This is a genomic window from Microbacterium sp. PI-SA-G, from assembly GCF_057215335.1.
The window spans coordinates 3,288,596-3,308,641 of record NZ_CM170103.1; the positions used below are offsets into that span (position 1 = coordinate 3,288,596).

Annotated in this window: 20 protein-coding genes and 2 tRNA genes; 11 read left to right on the forward strand and 11 right to left on the reverse strand. The window is 68.5% G+C overall.

What is annotated here, in order from left to right; genetic code table 11:
- Positions 1 to 202 precede the first annotated feature (202 nt).
- The 5 genes from AC2D10_RS16215 to AC2D10_RS16235 all read left to right on the forward strand — a co-directional run bounded on the left by AC2D10_RS16215 (position 203) and on the right by AC2D10_RS16235 (position 4,254).
- Complete coding sequence (locus AC2D10_RS16215) at positions 203 to 1,360, forward strand: DNA polymerase III subunit delta' (protein WP_484709130.1); 1,158 nt, start codon at positions 203 to 205, stop codon at positions 1,358 to 1,360.
- Positions 1,361 to 1,395: 35 nt separating this feature from the next.
- A complete protein-coding gene (locus tag AC2D10_RS16220) occupies positions 1,396 to 2,913 on the forward strand; it encodes an alpha/beta hydrolase (RefSeq protein ID WP_484711858.1) in 1,518 nt (505 codons plus the stop codon).
- 81 nt (positions 2,914 to 2,994) lie between these two features.
- Positions 2,995 to 3,067: transfer RNA gene (locus AC2D10_RS16225), tRNA-Thr, on the forward strand.
- Positions 3,068 to 3,151: 84 nt separating this feature from the next.
- The gene (locus AC2D10_RS16230; protein WP_484709132.1) at positions 3,152 to 3,724 is read left to right on the forward strand and encodes an isochorismatase family protein; all 573 of its coding nucleotides are present in this window, start codon (positions 3,152 to 3,154) and stop codon (positions 3,722 to 3,724) included.
- Positions 3,721 to 4,254 carry a DUF1697 domain-containing protein gene (locus AC2D10_RS16235; protein ID WP_484709133.1) on the forward strand — a complete coding sequence of 178 codons (534 nt, stop codon included), beginning with the start codon at positions 3,721 to 3,723 and terminating at the stop codon, positions 4,252 to 4,254. Before AC2D10_RS16230 ends, AC2D10_RS16235 begins: the two co-directional genes overlap by 4 nt.
- Here the strand turns inward: AC2D10_RS16235 and AC2D10_RS16240 are convergent.
- The gene (locus AC2D10_RS16240; protein WP_484709134.1) at positions 4,251 to 4,475 is read right to left on the reverse strand and encodes a hypothetical protein; all 225 of its coding nucleotides are present in this window, start codon (positions 4,473 to 4,475) and stop codon (positions 4,251 to 4,253) included. The genes AC2D10_RS16235 and AC2D10_RS16240 overlap by 4 nt on opposite strands.
- Positions 4,476 to 4,500: 25 nt before the next feature.
- On the opposite strand from AC2D10_RS16240, the gene AC2D10_RS16245 reads away from it, so the two are divergent.
- Positions 4,501 to 5,019: a CGNR zinc finger domain-containing protein gene (locus AC2D10_RS16245; RefSeq protein ID WP_484709136.1), complete on the forward strand. Its 519-nt coding sequence runs from the start codon at positions 4,501 to 4,503 to the stop codon at positions 5,017 to 5,019.
- A gap of 100 nt (positions 5,020 to 5,119) precedes the next feature.
- Here the strand turns inward: AC2D10_RS16245 and AC2D10_RS16250 are convergent, their stop codons facing one another.
- From AC2D10_RS16250 to AC2D10_RS16260, 3 genes are all read right to left on the reverse strand, one after another.
- A complete protein-coding gene (locus tag AC2D10_RS16250) occupies positions 5,120 to 5,665 on the reverse strand; it encodes a type 1 glutamine amidotransferase domain-containing protein (protein WP_484709137.1) in 546 nt (181 codons plus the stop codon).
- A gap of 124 nt (positions 5,666 to 5,789) precedes the next feature.
- Positions 5,790 to 5,862: transfer RNA gene (locus AC2D10_RS16255), tRNA-Lys, on the reverse strand.
- Between the two features lie 160 nt (positions 5,863 to 6,022).
- Positions 6,023 to 6,691, reverse strand: coding sequence for a fasciclin domain-containing protein (locus tag AC2D10_RS16260; RefSeq protein ID WP_484709138.1), 669 nt, complete (start codon positions 6,689 to 6,691; stop codon positions 6,023 to 6,025).
- Positions 6,692 to 6,899: 208 nt separating this feature from the next.
- Between AC2D10_RS16260 and sigK the strand changes: the two genes are divergently transcribed.
- From sigK to AC2D10_RS16285, 5 genes are all read left to right on the forward strand, one after another.
- Positions 6,900 to 7,499 (forward strand): ECF RNA polymerase sigma factor SigK, encoded by a 600-nt coding sequence (gene sigK, locus AC2D10_RS16265; RefSeq protein WP_484709140.1) that lies wholly within the window; start codon positions 6,900 to 6,902, stop codon positions 7,497 to 7,499.
- Positions 7,496 to 8,293, forward strand: a complete 798-nt coding sequence (locus AC2D10_RS16270) for an anti-sigma factor (RefSeq protein ID WP_484709141.1) — start codon at positions 7,496 to 7,498, stop codon at positions 8,291 to 8,293. Before sigK ends, AC2D10_RS16270 begins: the two co-directional genes overlap by 4 nt.
- A gap of 44 nt (positions 8,294 to 8,337) precedes the next feature.
- Positions 8,338 to 8,967, forward strand: a complete 630-nt coding sequence (locus tag AC2D10_RS16275; protein WP_484709143.1) for a DNA-directed RNA polymerase subunit beta — start codon at positions 8,338 to 8,340, stop codon at positions 8,965 to 8,967.
- 163 nt (positions 8,968 to 9,130) lie between these two features.
- A complete protein-coding gene (locus tag AC2D10_RS16280) occupies positions 9,131 to 10,015 on the forward strand; it encodes an aminotransferase class IV (protein WP_484709144.1) in 885 nt (294 codons plus the stop codon).
- 31 nt (positions 10,016 to 10,046) lie between these two features.
- A complete protein-coding gene (locus AC2D10_RS16285) occupies positions 10,047 to 11,744 on the forward strand; it encodes a long-chain-fatty-acid--CoA ligase (protein WP_484709145.1) in 1,698 nt (565 codons plus the stop codon).
- 69 nt (positions 11,745 to 11,813) lie between these two features.
- Here the strand turns inward: AC2D10_RS16285 and pstB are convergent, their stop codons facing one another.
- The 7 genes from pstB to AC2D10_RS16320 all read right to left on the reverse strand — a co-directional run bounded on the left by pstB (position 11,814) and on the right by AC2D10_RS16320 (position 19,994).
- A complete protein-coding gene (gene pstB, locus AC2D10_RS16290; protein ID WP_484709147.1) occupies positions 11,814 to 12,593 on the reverse strand; it encodes a phosphate ABC transporter ATP-binding protein PstB in 780 nt (259 codons plus the stop codon).
- Between the two features lie 25 nt (positions 12,594 to 12,618).
- A complete protein-coding gene (gene pstA, locus AC2D10_RS16295) occupies positions 12,619 to 13,725 on the reverse strand; it encodes a phosphate ABC transporter permease PstA (protein WP_484709149.1) in 1,107 nt (368 codons plus the stop codon).
- A gap of 1 nt (position 13,726) precedes the next feature.
- Positions 13,727 to 14,698: a phosphate ABC transporter permease subunit PstC gene (pstC, locus tag AC2D10_RS16300; protein ID WP_484709150.1), complete on the reverse strand. Its 972-nt coding sequence runs from the start codon at positions 14,696 to 14,698 to the stop codon at positions 13,727 to 13,729.
- Positions 14,699 to 14,803: 105 nt separating this feature from the next.
- Positions 14,804 to 15,907, reverse strand: a complete 1,104-nt coding sequence (locus AC2D10_RS16305) for a phosphate ABC transporter substrate-binding protein PstS (protein WP_484709151.1) — start codon at positions 15,905 to 15,907, stop codon at positions 14,804 to 14,806.
- A 208-nt stretch (positions 15,908 to 16,115) separates the two neighbouring features.
- On the reverse strand, positions 16,116 to 17,093 hold the full coding sequence (locus tag AC2D10_RS16310; protein WP_484709153.1) for an NUDIX hydrolase: 978 nt from the start codon (positions 17,091 to 17,093) through the stop codon (positions 16,116 to 16,118).
- The gene (locus AC2D10_RS16315; protein ID WP_484709154.1) at positions 17,090 to 19,255 is read right to left on the reverse strand and encodes an RNA degradosome polyphosphate kinase; all 2,166 of its coding nucleotides are present in this window, start codon (positions 19,253 to 19,255) and stop codon (positions 17,090 to 17,092) included. The genes AC2D10_RS16310 and AC2D10_RS16315 overlap by 4 nt, the downstream gene beginning before the upstream one ends.
- Before the next feature lie 55 nt (positions 19,256 to 19,310).
- On the reverse strand, positions 19,311 to 19,994 hold the full coding sequence (locus AC2D10_RS16320) for a winged helix-turn-helix transcriptional regulator (RefSeq protein ID WP_484709155.1): 684 nt from the start codon (positions 19,992 to 19,994) through the stop codon (positions 19,311 to 19,313).
- Between the last annotated feature and the right edge of the window lie 52 nt (positions 19,995 to 20,046).

Consider the following 20,046-nt stretch of genomic DNA (forward strand, 5'->3'; position numbering starts at 1 on the left):
GCCTCAGCAGGTCCGACACGGCCGTCTGCGTCCCCGGCCGTCCCGGGCACGGGCGGCAGGTGTCACGAGGGGCCGCTTCGACGTAGCCAATGCGGCCATTCGCGTCCCCCGGGCGGGGCGCCCCGCCACGCCCGCACCACGCCCACCCCAAGCGCGGCAGCGCCCGCACCCGGGCGTCGGTGCTCCCGATTAGGCTGAGGGAATGCCTCAGACTGTCGCCGCTCCGTTCCCGTGGGGCGATGTCTGGGGGCAGGATGCCGCGGTCGAGACGCTGCGCGATGCCGCGCGCGATCCTTCGGCGCTCTCGCACGCGTGGTTGATCACGGGTCCGCCCGGTTCCGGCCGTTCGACCCTCGCCTACGCGTTCGCGGCGGCCCTGGTCGCCGACCGTCCGGACGACGAGGCCGCGATGCGTCAGGTGCTCGCGGGAACGCATCCCGATGTGACGGCTCTGCGCACCGACAAGGTGATCATCACCATCGCCGAAGCGCGTGCCCTGGTCGAGCGCTCGTACTTCGCCCCCTCGGCCGGGCGCTATCGCGTGATCGTCGTCGAGGATGCAGACCGCATGGTGGAGCGCACCTCGAACGTGCTCCTCAAAGCGCTCGAAGAGCCCCCTGAGCTGACGGTCTGGATCCTCTGCGCCCCGAGCGAGGCTGATCTGCTGCCCACGATCCGCTCGCGCGTACGGTCGCTGCGGCTCCGCGAACCCGACGTCGCCGATGTTGCGAGACTGATCAGCCTGCGCACCGGCGTCGATGACGAGGTCGCCGAGCAAGCGGCACGGCACGCGCAGCGGCACATCGGCATGGCGCAGCGTCTCGCCACCGACGAAGCCGCCCGCCGACGTCGCGATGAGACGCTGCGGTCGGTGATCGGTGTGCGCGGAGTAGGCGACGCGGTCGAGGTCGCCGGGCGGATCATCCAGGCGGCGACGGAAGACGCGAAGGCGCTGACCGCCGAGCGCGATGCGCAGGAACGCGCCTCGCTGCTGCGCATGGTCGGGATCGGCGAGGGGCAGGCCGTCCCGCCGGCACTGCGGTCGCAGCTGTCGGCTCTCGAAGACGACCAGAAGAAGCGGGCGACACGCAGCCTGCGCGACGGCATCGACCGTGTCCTCACCGACCTGCAGTCGATGTTCCGCGACGTCGTGATGCTGCAGTTCGGGCAAGACGACGAGCTGATCAACCGCGAACTGCGCAGCGAACTGAGCGCGCTCGCGTCCGCGTGGCCGGAGACCCGTACTCTGGTCGTACTCGACCACCTTGCCGACACCCGGCAGTCGCTGGAGCGCAACGTCGCACCGCTGCTCGCCCTGGAGAGCTTGCTCGTGACCATCACGAGCGGGAGGACACCGTGAACACTCGATCCACATCTCGCTTCCGCCGAGCCGTCATGGTGATCGCGGGTCTCGCCGCGGCATCCGTCGCCCTTTCCGGGTGTCTCTACGCGATGATCCCCGAGCAGGCCGAACCGCGACCCTCCGTGACGAAGGCCCCCGACACCGAGGGAGTCGCCGCCGAACTCCTGCCGTTCTACTCGCAGGAGCTGGTGTGGACGACGTGCGGCACGGGCTTCGACTGCACCGATGTGACCGCACCGCTCGACTGGGAGAACCCGGGCGCCGGCGAGATCACGCTCTCGGTGGTGCGTCATCAGTCCGAGGGTGAGGCCCTGGGCTCGCTTCTCACGAACCCGGGCGGGCCGGGCGCCAGTGGTGTCGACTTCATCCTGACCAGTCTCGACTACGCGGTCGGGGCCGACGTCATCGAGAACTACGACGTGATCGGATTCGACCCGCGCGGAGTCGGGGCATCGACAGCGGTCACCTGCTACGACGCCGCCCAGATGGATGACTACCTCTACGGCATCCCGGCCGCCCCGCGGGGCACCCCCGAGTGGGAGGCCGAGCTGCTCGCGGCGCACACGTCCTTCGCCGAGGCGTGCGATGCGAACAGCGGCGGCATCCTGCCGCACATCACGACCATCAACTCGGCTCGTGACATGGACCTCATCCGTGCGGTGCTCGGCGACACGCAGCTGAACTATCTCGGCTACTCGTACGGCACCTTCCTGGGCGCCACCTACGCCAAGCTCTACCCGGAGAAGGCCGGACGCCTTGTGCTCGACGGCGCCATCGACCCGGCCGTGCCCGGCCTCGAGGTCGGAGCCACGCAGGCCCTCGGATTCGAGTCTGCGCTGCGGGCCTACATGGCGGACTGCCTCGCCACCGAGGGATGCCCGTTCACCGGCACGGTCGATCAGGCGATGACCGATCTCGGGGCACTCCTCGCGAGCGCGGATCGGACGCCGCTCGAGAACGGCGACGGCCGCATGCTCGGTGCCGACTCGATGATGACCGGGATCATCGCCGCGCTGTATTCCGAAGACAGCTGGAGCTACCTCACGCAGGGGCTGGATGCCGCGCTGCAGGGCGATCCGTCCGTGATGTTCGAGCTCGCGGACTTCTACAACGGCCGTGAGGGCGACTCCTACGCCGACAACTCCTCGGAGGCGTTCCGCGCATACAACTGCATGGACTACCCGGTGGAAGACGACCCGGCGGCTGAGGCCGCGATCGAGGCGAAGATCGCCGCGGGCGCGCCGACCATCGCCCCGTACTGGAACGGACCCGACTCCTGCGCGGTGTGGCCGTATCCGCCCACGGGCACGCGCGACGAGATCGCAGCCGAGGGCGCGGGCCCGATCCTCGTGGTCGGCACGACGAACGACCCGGCCACTCCGTACGAGTGGTCGGAGTCGCTGGCCGACCAGCTGGAGGAGGGCGTGCTGATCACCCGCGTCGGCGAAGGCCACACCGGCTACAACAAGGGGAACGCCTGCGTGGATGGCGCGGTCGAAGCGTTCCTGCTCGACGACGTCGTGCCGGAGGACGGTCTCCGCTGCGAGTGAGAGCGGGTGGTCGCGGCGTCGATTCGCGACCGGGCGCGAGACAGGGTAATATCGGTGATCGCGCCGGTTCGTCCGTCGCACGCCGCTTTAGCTCAGTCGGCAGAGCATCTCACTCGTAATGAGAAGGTCGTCAGTTCGATTCTGACAAGCGGCTCCCTGATGAAGAAGGCCCCGGAATGCGTGAACATTCCGGGGCCTTCTTCATGCCCGGCGCTCTCTCCGGCGCTACCCTCGAAGCATGAGCAGAGCGCTTCTGATCGTCGACGTGCAGAACGACTTCACCGAGGGTGGGGCTCTCGCCGTGTCGGGTGGTGATGCCGTGGCATCCGCCGTCACTGCTTACCTGCAGGCGCACGCCTCGGACTATCACGTGATCATCGCCTCACGCGACTGGCACTCGGCCGAGGGCGACAACGGCGGACACTTCGCCGACGCCCCCGACTTCGTCGACAGCTGGCCGGTGCACTGCGTCGAGGGCACGCCGGGGGCCGAGTACGACCCGCTGCTGGTGACGGATGCCGTCACCCATCATGTCCGCAAAGGGCAGGGCCTCCCCGCGTATTCGATGTTCGAGGGCACCACGGAGGCCGGCGAGACCGTCGGGGCGGTGTTGACGGCGTCCGGTGTGATCGACGCCGACGTCGTAGGCATCGCGACGGATCACTGCGTGCGGGCGACGGCGCTCGATGCCGTGGCGCACGGCGTGCGCGTGCGCATCCTCACGGATCTGATCGCGGGCGTCGCTCCCGAGCCGAGTGAGGCGGCGCTGGCGCACGCGGGCGCCGAGCTCGCGGACAGCTCGCGCGCATGACCCGCAGCGTCCTGCTGCTGCGGGCGGTCAACGTCAGCGGACGCAACAGCGTGCCGATGGCGCAATTGCGCGAGGTGCTTGCGTCCGAGACCGAGCTGACCGGAGTCTCGACCTACATCGCCAGCGGCAACATCATCTGCGACGAGTTGGCTGACCCCGTCGAGGCGTGCTCGCGGGTGCGCCGCGTCATCTCTGCGGCGTTCTCGGTCGACACCCCCGTCATCCACCGCACCCATGCGCAGCTGGTCGCGTCCGAGGCGGCGCAGCCCTTTCCCGAGGGGGAGGCGAAGTTCGTGCATGCCATGTTCCTCGAGGGCACGCCCGCGGCCGGGGCGGTCGAGCAACTCGAGGTCAGGCTGCAACCCGATGAGCGCCTGGCGCTGCAGGGTGACGACCTCTGGATCGACTACGGCTCGGGCGGGGTCGCGTCGACCAAGCTCACCAAGGGCGTCCTCGACCGGGCGCTGGGAGTCGCGGGCACGGCACGCAATCTGCGGACGGTCCGCACGCTGATCGAGCTGACGGCCTAGGAGTCCGCGCGCGGCGCGCCCAGCTCGCGACTCAGTGCCGTCGGCGGGCGGTCCGGGTGCGACTGCGCGTCCACGCGCCGGGTGTCGCACCCGCCGCAGCGCACATACAGCAGCGTCCCTGCACTCGTTCGATGCCGGGACTCGATCAGCCAGGCGTGCTCGTGAGCCGCCGCCGGCGCGGTGGGGATGCGGGGGATCGGGAGGGTGTGCAACGGGGTCATATGACCAGCGTGATGTAATGGCCTTATGCACCTCAACCCTTACGGTGAATATGCGGTGCTGCTCGCGGCATCCCTCGCCAATGAGTGGCCCGCTGATCGCGCCGGCATCGAGACCCGCACGCTCGACATGGGCATGACCATGACGTTCCCCCCGGCGCCCGACGACCATCTGCGCATTCGCTGCGTGATCGACGACTGGCTGCAGATCGTCGACGAACCAGACCACGACCGACGGGCCACGCTCCTGAACGCACAGCTCGCCGAAGCCGCCGCCTACCCGCGGCTCACGAACCACGACGGCGAGGGCTGGCACCTGCACTACCGCGACGACGTGCAGTCGCTGCCGTTCGTGCTGCGGGCGATCATCAACCTGGGCACGTCGCTGCACCTCGTCACCCGCGGCATGAGCAGGCTCGGACGTTGCGAGGCCGCGCCGTGCACCAACGTCGTGGCCGACGTGACGCGCAACGGCCGCCAGCGCTTCTGCTCGGTGCGCTGCGCGAACCGCGCCGCGGTCCGACGGCATCGGGCCCGCGCCGACTGAACGGCGAGCATCGCCGTTCCGGTCGCAGAAGAGGCCGCCTTCGCGGGTGCGAGGCGACCTCTTCTGCGACCGGAACCGACCGCCGTGCGATGAAGGAGCGTCAGGCGGTCTGGCCCGAGTGCTGGCCCTCGCCGATCTCCTCGATCAGCTTCGCGTTGAACGCGGGCAAGTCGTCGGGTGTGCGGCTGGAGACGAGGCCCTGGTCGACCACGACCTCTTCATCGACCCAGGTCGCGCCGGCGTTGCGCAGATCGGTCGCCAGGCTGGGGTAGCTCGTGAGCGTGCGGTCGTCGACGACGCCGGCCTCGATGAGGATCCATGCGCCGTGGCAGATCACGCCGACAGGCTTGTGCTGCTCGAAGAAGGCGCGGGCGAAGGCGATCGAGTCCTGATCGAGCCGCAGGTGGTCGGCGTTCACGACGCCGCCGGGCAGCACGAGTGCCTCGAAGTCGTCCGCCTTGGCCTTCGCCGCGGTGAGGTCGACCGACTGCGTGTGGCCGTTCTTCCCGGTGATCGAGGAGCCGTCCGGAGCCACCATGGTGGCGCTCGCACCGGCTGAGGTCACGGCTTCCCAGGGGCTGGTCAGCTCGCTGTCCTCGAATCCGTCCGTCGCCAGGAATGCCACTCGGCTGTTGAGGTTCGTCATCATGCGTTCCTTCCGTGGGGAGTCGCCCGTTTTCGGGATGTCTCGACCCTCGCTCAGGAACGCGGAGGAGTGAAGGGGGTGGCCGGATCCCCCGTGCGGATGCTACGGATGATCACGGTTGCGGTGGGCCCCGTGGGGCTCGAACCCACGACCCGCGGATTAAAAGTCCGATGCTCTGCCAACTGAGCTAGAGGCCCGCTCGACCAGTCTAGGGCGCAGAGAAGGGGCGTCGGTGACAGTGTCACCGACGCCCCTTCATGTCTTCCCGATGGCCTCCCCGCCTACGGGAAGACTGTGGGAGCCGAGGTTCCTTCTCGGCAGGTAGCCGGGTGTCCCATTCCGGCTGTCCCGAACTGCTTACGCAGCCGGGGGCATCAGCACCGAGTCGATGAGGTACACGGTCGCGTTGGCGGTCTGAACGCCACCACAGATGACGTTGGCGTCGTTGACCATCAGGCTGTCGCCGCTGCCGGTGACCTCGAGGTCAGCACCCTGAACGGTGGTCTGCATGCCCACGATGTCGTCCGGAGTGATCTGGCCGGGGATCACGTGGTACGTCAGGATCGAGCTCAGCGTTGCGCTGTCGGTCTTGAGTGCCTCGATGGTGGCCGGGTCGATCTTCGCGAAAGCGTCGTCAACCGGTGCGAAGACGGTGAACTCGCTGCCGTTCAGCGTGTCGACGAGGTCGACGTCGGGGTTGAGCTGTCCGCTCACGGCTGCGGTCAGCGTGGTGAGGATCGGGTTGTTGGACGCGGCGACGGCGACCGGGTCAGCGGCCATGCCGGCGACCGAACCTGCTCCGTCCGGCACTGCTTCTGCGTATGCGGCGCAGCCGGGGCCGACGAGGTTGGCGGCCGGGTCCATCGTCTCGGGCGTGGCCTCGGTCGACTCGGACGTCTCGGGAGCCATCGACGGCTCCGTGCTCTCGTCAGACGAGGTGGATCCACCTGAACACGCGGAGAGCAGGAATGCTCCGGCCAGCGTGAGGGTGAGGGCTGCGGTGACCTTCTTCTTGGTGCTGAACATCTCGAACCTCCGGATATTGTGCCCCGGCATTTCCGTGGCGTTGAAAGGTATTCGGAACCCCGCCGCCATCGGATGGGAGAAATCTGAAACTTTTTTGAGATCCGCGGAATGACGCGGATCCGCCTGGTGGCAGGAGGGCATCGGCACCGGTCGGGCTCGGTTCGGATTCGATGCTCGCGCTTGCGCGGGAAAGGCACCGGAATACGGCATGCTTATAAGGATGGTCATCGACGGAATGGACGTACCCGAAGACGGGACGGCACGCGACGCGGTCGCCGACCTGCTCGTGCGCGTCGCCGCCGGGGATCAGGCCGCCTTCGCGGAGCTCTACGACACTCTCTCCGCGCGCGCGTTCGGGCTCATCCTGCGCGTGCTCGTGAACCGCTCGCAGAGCGAGGAGGTGCTGCAGGAGGTATTTCTCGAGATCTGGCAATCCGCTTCCCGCTTCGCTCCGAACAAGGGTCAAGGACGGACATGGGTGATGACCATCGCACATCGTCGGGCCGTGGATCGGGTGCGAGCATCGCAGTCGAGCGCAGACCGTGATGTACGAGCAGGTCTGAAGGACATCGGCGTGGCGCACGACAGTGTGGCCGAGCAGGTGGAACTGGGTATCGAGGGCGAGAAGGTCGTCGATGCTCTGTCAGGTCTCCCTGAGGTACAGCGCGAAGCGCTCGTCCTCGCGTACTACGGCGGTTACAGTCAAAACGAAATATCGGTGCTCGTCGGAGCACCGCTGGGAACGATCAAGACACGGATGCGTGACGGGCTGACCCGTCTTCGCACAGCCATGGGGGTGACAGCATGAACGAGACAGAATTCGCGGAACTCGCGGCAGGCGCTGCCCTGCATGCGCTGTCGCCCGCCGATCGGCAGCGTTTCCGCGCCGCACTCGCCGCCCACCCCGAGTGGGCATACCTCGTCGACGACGACGAGGAGACGGCAGGAGCAGTGGCCATGACCGCAGGGACAGTATCTCCGCCCGCCTACATCCGGTCGGCTCTGCTGGCGCAGATCGCGGTCACCCCTCAGCACGACTCGTCACGTGACTCGTTCGACAGCGCGTCGTCCGCGGACTCCGGGGCGGTCGTCGCTCCGAGCGCACCGACGACGGATGCCACGCCGACGCGCCCGAACGCTCCCCGCCGCTGGTCCCGCTCGCTGCTCGCTCTCGCCGCCTGCCTCGCGCTGGTGGTCGGCGTCGGCATCGGTGCCGCGACGCTCAACAACTACATGGACCGGCCCGGCGCGGTCGTGGCCCTGGAGCAGATCCAGTCGGCCGACGACGCGCAGCAGGCATCCGTCACGCTCGCCGACGGCGGCGAAGCCACCGCGCACTGGTCGGCGTCGGTCGGAACCGCGGTGCTCGTCACCGACGGCATCCCGGCACCCGCCGACGGCGAGAGTTACGAGCTCTGGTTCGTGCGCGGCGAGACGCCGATATCCGCCGGTGTGATCGAGACCGATGACGGAGACGCCACCGCCGTGCTCGCCGGTGACATGCACGAGGGCGATGTGATCGCGGTCACGGTCGAGCAGGAGGGCGGCTCGCCGTCAGGCCTGCCCACCACCGATCCGTTCATCGTCATCCCCACCGCCTGAGCATTCCCGGAGACGGCCCTCGCGATCGCGGGTAGCCTGGTTCGATGCCCGAGCAGCATCACCGCCCCGTCCGCATGCCCATGAACGCGTTCGACAAACTCGTCGGCTCACACGACCCTGCCGAGGAGACGCGGGTCGCGCACGCGACGGCATCCGCCCTGCTCGCCCGCGTCCGTGCGGACGAGAGCGGCGTGAGCGCCGAACGTCTCGTGGCCTTCGCGGCAGAGCACGGGATCGATGAGATCGCCGAGCTCTGGTCGAAGGCGCCGCCCCGCACACTCCCGGGCGCGCTGTGGCGGCTGTATCTGCTGCAGCTGGCGATCCACGCCGACGCGCAGACGGCAGCGCTGCTGTACGAGCGCGGACGGGTCGAGCTGTCGTCGGCGGATGCCGTGATCGCGGGCGCGCCGGTGCCGGCGAACCCGGACGAGTTGGTGGTTCTGATCGACACGATCCTGCGCGGTGCGTTCCGCGGCGACTTCGCGGTGGCGCTTGAACGCGCGGCCGCGTTCTGCCGCATTCAGGCCTCGGGCGCGACGCACACGGCCGACGACTACGAGCCCACCGAACCCGCACGCGCCAGCGAACTCACCACTCGGGCACTGCGGCTGAGCAGCTACGGACAGGACCTGTCGGCGGCATCCGCCCTCTGGCGCGCGGGCACCCTCACCTGAGCGTCCGTCCCCGCATCCGGGCATGAAAAGACCGGGCCGCAAAAACGCCTCTCGGCGGAAGGCCGCTCGCAGCGGCGAAATATGGAGCCCGGGGTTATGCGGCCCGGCCACTCCAGTGTAACGCGATGGCGCGTGAGGTATTCCCGGCGTCTAGGCTCGGGTCATGACCCGGCGCTTCGCACTCATGATCGACCCGGTCGGCGCGGATGAGATCCGTGACGACTACGCAGACACCTTCACGAGGGTGGATGCCGCGGCTCCGGCCCTGAGCGTCGGGGAACTGAGCACGCAGCGCGGTGACGGCGTGTTCGAGTCGATCGGCGTGATCGACGGGCATGCGCAGGAGGTCGTGCCGCACCTCGACCGTCTCGCGCATTCCGCCCGTCTCTGCGACCTTCCGGTGCCCAACGCGCCGCAGTGGCATCAGGCGATCGAGCGTGCCGCTGCGGAGTGCGGTGACGGCGAGTCCGTGATCAAGCTCATCCTGAGCCGCGGCGTCGAGCACGGGCCGACGCCGACCGCCTGGGTCACCGCGTCGCCGGCTGCGGATTTCACCGCCGTGCGGGCGAACGGCGTCCGGGTGGTGACGCTGGACCGCGGCTACGACCTCGGCGCGGCTGAGCGGGCGCCGTGGCTGCTGCTGGGCGCGAAGACGCTGTCGTACGCGGTCAACATGGCGGCGCTGCGCGAGGCGCGTCGTCGCAATGCCGACGATGCGATCTTCCTCTCCACCGACGGCTACGTGCTCGAGGCGCCGACCGCGTCGCTCATCCTCCGCTTCGGCGATCGATTCGTGACACCGGCCCCCACCGGCGGGATCCTGCACGGGACGACGCAGCTCAGCGTGTACGAGCACCTGGAGTCGCGCGGCCTCGAGGTCGGGTATGACCGGGTCCCGGCATCGGACCTGCCCCGTGCCGACGCCGCATGGCTCGTGTCGAGCGTGCGTCTGGCAGCGGCGATCACCGCGATCGATGACGCGCCTCTTCCGGTGGACCAGGCGCTGACCGACGAACTCAACGCGTATCTCCTGTCGCCTCGGGACTGACAGACGGCCTCGTTCGGGGCAGGATTGAAGCATGTCCGTCAATCCGTATGAATCCCGTCCGTGGCTCGGCTCCTATCCGGAGAACGTGCCGGCTGAGATCGACGCGCCGACCGAGACGCTGCCGCAGATGATGTCAGCGAGCATCCGGACCTACGGCGCCAGGCCTGCCCTGGAGTTCTTCGGCGCGGTCACCACCTACCGGGAGCTGGGAGACCAGATCGAACGCGCGGCCGAGGGGCTGCGTCGTCTCGGCGTCGGCAAAGGCGACCGGGTGGCTCTCGTGCTGCCGAACTGTCCGCAGCACGTCGTGGCCTTCTACGCGACGCTGCGGCTGGGCGCGATCGTGGTCGAGCACAATCCGCTCTACACCGCGCGGGAACTGCGCCATCAGTTCGAGGACCACAACGCGCGCGTCGCCATCGTCTGGGACAAGATTCACGACACCGTCGCGGGCTTCCCGGCAGATCTGCGGCTCGACCACGTCGTGAGCGTCGACATGACCGAGGCGCTGCCCCTCGGCAAGCGTCTGGCGCTGCGGCTGCCGCTGAAGAAGGCACGGGAGTCGAGGGCGAAGCTCACCGGCACTCCGCAGGCGCGCGACCCGCTGACCTGGAAGAAGCTGCTCGATCATCGCCGGATCTCGCGCCGCGTGCCCGGACCGCAGCTCGACGACATCGCACTGCTGCAGTACACCAGTGGCACGACCGGGGCGCCGAAGGGCGCCATCCTCACGCATGCCAATCTGCGCGCGAACGCGATGCAGGGCCGCGCCTGGGTGCCGGGGCTCATCGACGGTGCGGAGACCTTCTACGGGGTGCTGCCGCTCTTCCACGCCTACGGCATGACGCTCTGCCTCACCTTCGCGATGAGCATCGGCGCGAAGCTGGTGCTGTTCCCCGCGTTCGACCTCGGTCTGGTCACGAGCGCGGCGCGGACGAGCCCGCCGACCTTCCTCCCGGCGGTGCCGCCGATCTACGACCAGCTCGCCCGCGCCGCGTCGCGCGGGACGATCGACCTCTCGACGGTGCGCTTCGCCATCTCCGGTGCGATGAGCCTCCCGGTGGCGACCGTGCAGCGCTGGGAGGACACCACCGGCGGTCTGCTGGTCGAGGGCTACGGCATGACCGAAAGCTCTCCGGTGGCGCTCGGGAACCCCATGGGCAGGACCCGGCGCCCTGGCACCGTCGGCGTGCCGTTCCCCAGCACCGAGATCCGGGTGGTGGATCCCGCGGATCCCTCCGTCGACCGGGCTGAGGGGGAACGGGGCGAGCTCCTCATTCGCGGACCCCAGGTGTTCCAGGGCTACTGGGGCCGGCCCGGTGACACCGCCGCCGCGCTCCTGCCGGACGGCTGGCTGCGCACCGGCGACATCGCCGAGGTCTCGCAGGACGGCTTCGTGACCATCGTCGACCGGCTCAAGGAGCTGATCATCACCGGCGGCTTCAACGTGTCGCCCAGCGAGGTCGAGGACGCCCTGCAGGCGCACCCGGACGTGGCTGCGGCCGCAGTCGTGGGTCTGCCGCGCTCCGGGGGAGGGGAGGACGTCGCTGCCGCCGTCGTGCTGCGCGAGGGCGCGGTCTTCGACTCCGGGGCGTTGCGCGACTTCTGCCGCACGCGGTTGACGCCGTACAAGGTCCCGCGTCAGGTCATCGAGGTCGAGGACCTGCCGCGGTCGCTGATCGGCAAGGTGCTGCGCCGTGAGGTCCGCGAGCGCATGCTGGCTGACTAGACGCGGCCCGCACACGACGAAGGGGACGATCTCGCGAGATCGTCCCCTTCGTCGTCTGTCAGCTCGGGATCACCCGAAGCGGCCCGAGACGTAGTCCTCGGTCGCCTGCACGGTCGGGGTGGTGAAGATCGACGTGGTGTCGTCGTACTCGATGAGCTTGCCCGGCTTGCCGGTGCCGGCGATGTTGAAGAACGCGGTCTTGTCGGAGACGCGGCTCGCCTGCTGCATGTTGTGCGTGACGATCACGATCGTGTACTCGTTCTTCAGTTCGCCGATCAGCTCCTCGATCGCGTAGGTCGAGATCGGGTCGAGGGCCGAGCACGGCTCGTCCATCAGCAGCACCTCGGGAGAGACGGCGATCGCACGCGCGATGCACAGTCGCTGCTGCTGTCCGCCCGAGAGGCCCGAACCCGGGCGGTCGAGGCGGTCCTTGACCTCGTTCCACAGGTTCGCACCCGTCAGCGACTTCTCGACGAGGGCGTCCTGGTCGCTCTTCGACATGCGGCTGTTGTTGAGCTTCACGCCGGCGAGCACGTTCTCCTTGATCGACATCGTGGGGAACGGGTTCGGGCGCTGGAACACCATGCCGACCTGGCGACGCACCAGCACGGGGTCGACACCGGGGCCGTAGAGGTCGTTGCCGTCGAGCAGCACCTCGCCCTCGACGCGGGCGCCGGGGATGACTTCGTGCATGCGGTTGAGAGTGCGCAGGAAGGTGGACTTGCCGCAGCCCGACGGACCGATGAAGGCCGTCACGCTGCGGGGCTGGATCTCGAGCGAGACCCCTTCGACCGCGAGGAAGCTGCTGTAGTAGACGTTGAGGTCATTGACTTCGATGCTCTTGGACATGCGGGTTCCTGTTCTTGTCGGGCGCTCAGCGGCCGGAGATCTTGGGGGCGAACAGCTTCGCGATGAGGCGCGCGAGCAGGTTCAGCACCATGACGATGAGGATGAGGGTGAGGGCGGCGGCCCAGGCGCGCGCGACCGCGGCGTCGGGACTGGTGCCCTGGTTCATGTACTGGTTGTAGGCGAACACCGGCAGGGTCATCATCTGACCGTCGAGGATGTTCGTGTTCATGCTCTGCGTGAAGCCGGCGGTCAGCAGCAGCGGCGCCGTCTCACCGATCACGCGCGAGATGGCGAGCATGATCGAGGTCGTGATACCGGCGATCGAGGTCGGCAGCACCACCTTGAGGATGGTCAGCCACTTCGGCACGCCCAGTGCGTACGACGCCTCGCGCAGCTCGTTCGGAACGATCTTGAGCAGCTCCTCGCTGCCGCGCACGACGACCGGGGTCATCAGCACCGCCAGAGCGAGGGCACCCATGATGCCCATCGAGATGCCCGGCTTGAAGATCAGCGAGAAGACGGCGTAGATGAACAGACCCGCGACGATCGAGGGGATGCCCGTCATCACGTCGACGAAGAACGTGATGCCCTTCGCCAGACGGCCGCGGCCGTACTCCACCAGGTAGATCGATGTCATCAGACCGACGGGGACCGAGATCACCGTCGCGGTGAGCGTGATGAGCACCGTGCCCCAGATCGCGTGCACGATTCCGCCGCCGTCACCGACGACGTTGCGCATCGACGAACTGAAGAACTCCGCGTCGAAGCGCTCGACGCCGTTCGAGACGACGGTCCACAGCAGCGAGACCAGCGGCAGCAGGGCGATCAGGAAGGCCGTGGCGACCAGAGCGGTCATCAGGCGATCCACCGCCTTGCGGCGGCTCTCGGCGATCGAGGAGATCACCGTGATGATGACCATGTAGAACACGATGCCGACGATGGCGGCTCCGGCGATGTTGAAGTCGGCGAGGTCCTTGCCGACGTTCGCGGCGGCGAAGATCGCCGCGGAGATGACGAAGGATCCACCGAGGATCGCCCAGGGCGCCCACTTCGAGAGCTTGCCCGAGGTGAGGGGCACGCTGGGTGTGGCGACCGGCGGCGTGGCGGCGGTGGGGGTGAGAGTGGCGGTCATGTCAGTTCGCTCCCGAGAACTCGGCGCGGCGGGCGACGATCCATCGCGCCAGCGCATTGACCGCGAAGGTCACGACGAAGAGGATGAGGCCGGTCGCGATGAGCGTGTTCACTCCGGTGTCGTGCGCCTCGGGGAAGGCCAGCGCGATGTTCGCGGGGATCGGCGTGGGGTTCGTCGACGTGAGCACCAGGAAGCTCACGACCGCTGAGGGAGAGAGCACCATGGTCACGGCCATGGTTTCACCCAGTGCCCGACCGAGTGCGAGCATCGCGGCCGACACCATGCCGCCGCGGGCGAACGGCAGCACGGCCATGCGCACCATCTCCCAGCGAGTCGAGCCGAGAGCGAGCGCCGCCTCCTCGTGCAGCTTCGGCGTCTGCAGGAAGACCTCGCGGCAGATGGCCGTCATGATCGGGATGCACATCACCGACAGCACGAGGGCAGCGGTGAGGATCGTCCGGCCGGTCGACGAGACCTGGCCGCCGAAGAACGGCACCCAGGAGGCGTTCGTGTTCAACCAGGCGTAGATCGGCTGGAGCAGCGGGGCGAGCACCAGGCCACCCCAGAGTCCGAAGACGACCGAGGGCACGGCGGCCAGCAGGTCGATGACGTACCCGAGCAACGCGGCCAGACGGCGGTGCGCGTAGTGCGAGATGAAGAGCGCGATGCCGATCGCGATCGGAGACGCGATCAGCAGGGCGATGAAAGAGGCCCACAGCGTGCCGAAGACGAGCGGTCCGACGTACTCCCAGAACGACCGTCCCTTGAGGATGTGGTTGCCGCTCGTGTCCGGCTCGAACGCCGGGATGCTCTGGATGATGAGGAAGGCGGCCACGAGCACGAGGACGACGAGGATCACGATCCCCGCTCCGAGCGCGGTACCGGAGAAGACCCGGTCGCCGAGTCGCTGCTTGGCCTTTATCGGTGGGGGCGGCGCCTGTGACGGTGCCGGCGCCTGCGATGTCGTGCTCATGATCTCCCTGTTTCGGGCCGGGTCGAGATGAAGCGGGTGCTGACCCGGCGGAGCCCCCGCGTCCGATCAGGACACGGGGGCGCCGCCATCAGCGGATCGGACGGGTCAGCCGACCTTGATCATGTCGATGGCTGCCTCGACCTGCTCGCGCAGGCCGTCTGAGATGGGGGCGCTGCCGGCGTTGTCCGCCGCGGCTTCCTGGCCCTCGGCGCTGGCGACGTAGGAGAAGTACTCCTTCACCAGCTCTCCGACAGCGGCGTCCTCGTACTCTTCGCAGCCGATGAGGTAGCTCACCAGGGCGATCGGGTAGGCGCCGTCCGCAGCAGCGGCCGGGTCGACGTCGAAGACGAGGTCACCGTCGCCGCGACCCTCGACCAGCGGCGAACCCTCGACGAGCTGCGAGGCTGCCTCGGCGGAGTATGCGACGAAGTCCTCGCCGACGCCGACGTGAACCTGACCGAGGTCGCCGACCTGCGACGCGTCGGCGAAGCCGATCGCGCCGTTGCCCGCGCCGATGGCCTGCACGACGTTCGAGGTGCCCTGGGCTGCCTCGCCACCCTCGATCGGCCACACATCGGCGGGCTCGTAGGTCCAGACATCAGGCGCGGTCGCGCTGAGGTACTTGGTGAAGGTCTCCTGCGTGCCCGAGGGGTCGGAGCGGTGGACCGGCGAGATCGCCAGGTCGGGGAGCTCGACGCCGTCGTTCAGCGCGGCGATGGCCGGGTCGTTCCAGTTGCTGATCGTGCCGGCGAAGATGCCCGCGATCGTGGCGGCGTCGAGGTTGAGCGTGTCGACGCCCTCGAGGTTGAACGCGACGGCGACGGGCGAGATGTACAGGGGGACCTCGACGATGGCGTCCGATGCGCAGGCGCCGAAGCCGCCGGCGGCGATCTCCTCGTCGTTGAAAGCACGGTCGGAGCCGATGAAGTTGCTGCCGCCCTCGAGGAAGTTCTCGCGGCCGGTGCCGGAGCCGGTGGGCTCGTAGTTGACGGTGACGTCGGGGTTCGCGGTCTGGAACGCGGCGACCCAGGCTTCCTGGGCGGCGGTCTGCGAGGACGCGCCGGTGGCGTCGATGGTGCCGGACAGGGTGGAGTCGGCCGGGGCGTCGGACGAGCCGCCGGTGCCGCCTTCGTTCGCGGCGCAGCCGGCGAGTGCGAGAGCAGCGACGGCGCCGATGGCGCCGATGCGAGCGATTCGGGAGATCTTCACTGTGGATCCGTTCGATCGTGGATGGGTAGAGGCCCGGTGCAGGGCACACAGTGACGCTAAGCGCGGCGGTTAACGAGACTCTCCCGCACAGGTGAACGGGAGGTGAACGACGGACGTCTCTCTGGGGGCGTCCCCGGGGAACACTGGGATCGGCGGGGTCGGCGATGGCCCACACGCCCCGGCTGCGGGCTCTGCGACCGGGGACCGTTCAGACCTTGGGGATGTGCGTCTCGATCGCGATGATCCCCGAGCCGGGGTTCGTCGACGACAGATGCACGACCGAGAACGCGGCGGGCTCGAGGTCGGCGGCGCTGCTCAGATACGACCCCTGGACGGTGCCGGTCGCCAGTGCGATCTCGGACAGCAGTCCGGGCAGCACCGGACCGTGGCTGCACAGCACGGCCGGCTTCCCCGACCGCACGCGGTGGCCGATGACCGACCGCAGGTCGTCGGTGCCGTCCTCCCATGCGTCCTGACTGATCTTCTCGGTCTGCACGACCTTGCGCCCGAGGGTCTTCGCCAACGGAGCCACGGTGGTCACGCAGCGCTCGGCGTCGCTGGTGACGATCTTGCGGATCCCGAAGGCGCTCAGCGGTCCCACGATGGACTTCGCCTGGATGCGGCCGCGCTCCGCCAGCGGGCGCCCGGCATCCGGACCGTCCCACTCCGAGCGGGCCAGCGCCTTGCCGTGCCGCAGCACGATGAGCGGGAAGGTGCGCAGCACCCCGTCGGCGACGAGCGTCGAGAAGAAGTCGAGGATCTCGAGATCGACCGGGTAGCTGAGGCGAGCGCGCGCCTTCTTCACGCTCACCCACTCCAGCGCCGCGATCTCGCGGTTGGGCACGAAGGTCGACGCGCGGATGGCGTCGTCGGTCGCCTCGGCCGCCCAGTAGTGGACGACCTTCTGCTTGCGCGACGCCATCACGTAGCGGCTCACGCCGACCGGAACCCCGAGCGAGACGCGGATGCCGGTCTCCTCGTGCACCTCGCGCACGGCGGTCTCGGCGAGCATCTCACCGGGGTCGACCTTGCCCTTGGGCAGCGTGATGTCGCGGTACTTGGTGCGGTGGATCAGCAGGATCTTCAGCTTGCCCTCGACCATGCGCCAGACGACCGCACCGGCGGCGTAGACGGCCTTGTCCGTCCATCCCGCCCGCGGAGCGTGCTTCGACTCCCGCGTCGTCATCGCGCCGCTCGTGCGCGGCGCCGGCGCTGGATCATCCCCATGGTCTTGTCCTGCAGGTCGATCAGCGGCTTGCCCTCGGCATCCTCGGCGTGGCGCTCCCAGATCCCCCCGGCCCCGAGGTGCCACGAGGTGGTGCCCGGGTCCATGGCCAGCTCGAAGAACGCGAGCAGGTCCTTCAGATGGCCGGGGTCCGTGACGCGCACCAGTGCCTCGACGCGACGGTCGAGGTTGCGGTGCATCATGTCGGCGCTGCCGATGTACACCTGCGGGTCGCCGGCGTTCTCGAACGCGAAGATGCGCGAGTGCTCCAGGTAGCGCCCGAGGATGCTGCGCACGGTGATGTTGTCGCTGATGCCCTCGAGGTCCGTGCGCAGGCTGCAGATGCCGCGCACCCACACGTCGACCTTTACGCCCGCCACGCTCGCACGGTAGAGGGCGTCGATGATCTCCTCGTCGACCATCGAGTTCACCTTGATGCGGATGTGCGCGTGCTTGCCCGCCTCGGCGTTCTTGCGCTCCGCGTCGATCTGGCGGACGAGCCCCTTGCGCAGGTGCAGCGGGGCGACGAGCAGGCGCTTGAACTTCTTCTCGATCGCGTACCCGCTGAGCTCGTTGAACAGACGCGTCAGATCCTTGCCGACCTGCGCGTCGGCGGTGAACAGCCCGAAGTCCTCGTAGATGCGGCTGGTCTTGGGGTTGTAGTTACCGGTGCCCACGTGCGAGTAGTGCTGGAGCTTCCCGTCTTCCTCGCGGATCACGAGGGCGAGCTTGCAGTGCGTCTTGAGTCCGACCAGGCCGTACACCACGTGCACGCCGGCCTTCTCGAGCTTGCGCGCCCATACGATGTTGTTCGCCTCGTCGAAGCGCGCCTTGACCTCGACGAGCGCCAGCACCTGCTTGCCCGACTCGGCCGCGTCGATCAGCGCCTGCACGACGGGGCTGTCGCCGGACGTGCGGTACAGGGTCTGCTTGATCGCGAGCACGTGCGGATCCCGCGCCGCCTGCTCGAGGAATGCCTGCACGCTGGTCGTGAACGACTCGTACGGGTGGTGCACCAGCACGTCGGACTTGCGGATCGCTTTGAACATGTCGGCGCGGGTGTTGCTGTCACCCGGTTGGAACGACACCGCCGTCGTCGGCAGGTGCGGCGGATAGCGCAGATCGGGGCGGTCGATGCGTGACAGCGAGAAGAGTCCGCGCAGGTCGAGCGGGCCGGGGAGGCGGTAGACCTCCTGGTCGGTGATGTCGAGCTCCTTCACCAGCAGCTCGAGCGTCACGTCATCCATGTCGTCGGTGATCTCGAGGCGGATCGGCGGGCCGAACCGGCGGCGCAGCAGCTCCGCTTCGAGGGCCTGGATGAGGTTCTCGCTCTCGTCCTCCTCGATCTCGACGTCCTCGTTGCGCGTGAGCCGGAAGGCGTGGTGGTCGAGCACCTCCATGCCGGGGAACAGGTCGCCGAGGTGATTGGCGATCAGCTCCTCGAGGCTCAGCAGGCGCACGATCTCGCTGGCACCGGGCACCTGCACGAAGCGCGGCAGCATGGGCGGCACCTTGAGGCGCGCGAACTCCTGCCGTCCGGTGCGGGCGTTGCGGATGCGGATCGCGAGGTTCAGTGAGAGCCCGGAGATGTAAGGGAAGGGGTGCGCGGGGTCGACAGCCAGCGGCATGAGCACCGGGAAGACCTGCAGCTGGAAGTACTCCGACAGGGCGGAGCGCTCGGAGTCGGTCAGTGCCGACCACTGGGTGATCTCGACACCGGCGTCGGCCAGCGCCGGACGCACGAGGGAGGTCCAGGCGTCGGCATGCCGCACCTGCAGCGCATGCGCCTCGCGCGATATGTCGGTGAGCGCGTCGACGGGGGAGCGGCCGATGTTGGTGGGCACGGCCAGACCCGTCACGATGCGGCGCTTCAGGCCGGCGACGCGCACCATGAAGAACTCGTCGAGGTTGCTGGCGAAGATCGCGAGGAAGTTCGCGCGCTCCAACTCGGGCAGCGAGGCGTCCTCGGCGAGCTCGAGCACGCGCTGGTTGAACGCGAGCCAGCTCAGCTCGCGGTCGAGGTAGCGGTGGTCGGGAAGCAGGGCGTCGGGCGACTCGATGGCATCGAAGTCGTCGTCTTCGGCGTCGCCGAGTCCGGCATCGGCGAGTGCGGGATCGATCATGGGGTACATCTAAGCACCGCCAGGTGTCGCGTGCGTGAACGCCGCCCGCCGCGCGTCACCGTGAGGCGGCGACCGTCTCGTCGTCGTAGACGTTGAAGCGATAGCCGACGTTGCGCACGGTGCCGATGATCTGCTCCTGGTCGCCCAGCTTCGCGCGCAGGCGCCGCACGTGCACGTCGACCGTGCGGGTGCCGCCGAAGTAGTCGTACCCCCACACCTCGCTCAGCAGCTGCTCGCGGGTGAACACCCGGGACGGATGCGTGGCGAGGAAGTGCAGGAGCTGGAACTCCTTATAGGTGAGGTCGAGCGCCTTGCCGTGCAGCTTCGCGGAGTAGGACTGCTCGTCGATCGTGATGCCCGACGCCTGCACCCGGGTCGGCGCGGCGACCTCGTCACGGCGCGCGATGGCGAGGCGCACACGCGCGTCGGTCTCGGCCGGGCCGGCGGTGGAGATGAGGACGTCGTCGATGCCCCAGTCGCCCGACAGCGCGCTCATGCCGCCCTCCGTGACGACGAGGAGCAGCGGTGCGTCCTGCCCCGTCGCGCGCAGCAGGCGGCACAGGGACTTGGCTCCGACCAGGTCGTAGCGGCCGTCGACGATGACGATGTCGTACTCCGGAGCGCTCACCAGCTGGGCCGGCTCCGCGGGAATCTGGCGGACGCGGTGGCTGAGCAGTTCGAGCGCAGGCAGCACCTGCTCCGATATCGGAGCGTTCGTCAGTACCAGAATCTCGGCCACGCGCACTCCTCACCTGCATCGGGCGATGCCGTGGGGCCATGATACCGGCACC

Bases quoted from the DNA above. Each gene is read 5' to 3' on its own strand.
- AC2D10_RS16215 (WP_484709130.1), top strand. From the start codon at position 203: ATGCCTCAGACTGTCGCCGCTCCGTTCCCGTGGGGCGATGTCTGGGGG.
- AC2D10_RS16220 (WP_484711858.1), top strand. From the start codon at position 1,396: ATGGTGATCGCGGGTCTCGCCGCGGCATCCGTCGCCCTTTCCGGGTGT.
- AC2D10_RS16230 (WP_484709132.1), top strand. From the start codon at position 3,152: ATGAGCAGAGCGCTTCTGATCGTCGACGTGCAGAACGACTTCACCGAG.
- AC2D10_RS16235 (WP_484709133.1), top strand. From the start codon at position 3,721: ATGACCCGCAGCGTCCTGCTGCTGCGGGCGGTCAACGTCAGCGGACGC.
- AC2D10_RS16240 (WP_484709134.1), bottom strand. From the start codon at position 4,475: ATGACCCCGTTGCACACCCTCCCGATCCCCCGCATCCCCACCGCGCCG.
- AC2D10_RS16245 (WP_484709136.1), top strand. From the start codon at position 4,501: ATGCACCTCAACCCTTACGGTGAATATGCGGTGCTGCTCGCGGCATCC.
- AC2D10_RS16250 (WP_484709137.1), bottom strand. From the start codon at position 5,665: ATGACGAACCTCAACAGCCGAGTGGCATTCCTGGCGACGGACGGATTC.
- AC2D10_RS16260 (WP_484709138.1), bottom strand. From the start codon at position 6,691: ATGTTCAGCACCAAGAAGAAGGTCACCGCAGCCCTCACCCTCACGCTG.
- sigK (WP_484709140.1), top strand. From the start codon at position 6,900: ATGCTTATAAGGATGGTCATCGACGGAATGGACGTACCCGAAGACGGG.
- AC2D10_RS16270 (WP_484709141.1), top strand. From the start codon at position 7,496: ATGAACGAGACAGAATTCGCGGAACTCGCGGCAGGCGCTGCCCTGCAT.
- AC2D10_RS16275 (WP_484709143.1), top strand. From the start codon at position 8,338: ATGCCCGAGCAGCATCACCGCCCCGTCCGCATGCCCATGAACGCGTTC.
- AC2D10_RS16280 (WP_484709144.1), top strand. From the start codon at position 9,131: ATGACCCGGCGCTTCGCACTCATGATCGACCCGGTCGGCGCGGATGAG.
- AC2D10_RS16285 (WP_484709145.1), top strand. From the start codon at position 10,047: ATGTCCGTCAATCCGTATGAATCCCGTCCGTGGCTCGGCTCCTATCCG.
- pstB (WP_484709147.1), bottom strand. From the start codon at position 12,593: ATGTCCAAGAGCATCGAAGTCAATGACCTCAACGTCTACTACAGCAGC.
- pstA (WP_484709149.1), bottom strand. From the start codon at position 13,725: ATGACCGCCACTCTCACCCCCACCGCCGCCACGCCGCCGGTCGCCACA.
- pstC (WP_484709150.1), bottom strand. From the start codon at position 14,698: ATGAGCACGACATCGCAGGCGCCGGCACCGTCACAGGCGCCGCCCCCA.
- AC2D10_RS16310 (WP_484709153.1), bottom strand. From the start codon at position 17,093: ATGACGACGCGGGAGTCGAAGCACGCTCCGCGGGCGGGATGGACGGAC.
- AC2D10_RS16315 (WP_484709154.1), bottom strand. From the start codon at position 19,255: ATGATCGATCCCGCACTCGCCGATGCCGGACTCGGCGACGCCGAAGAC.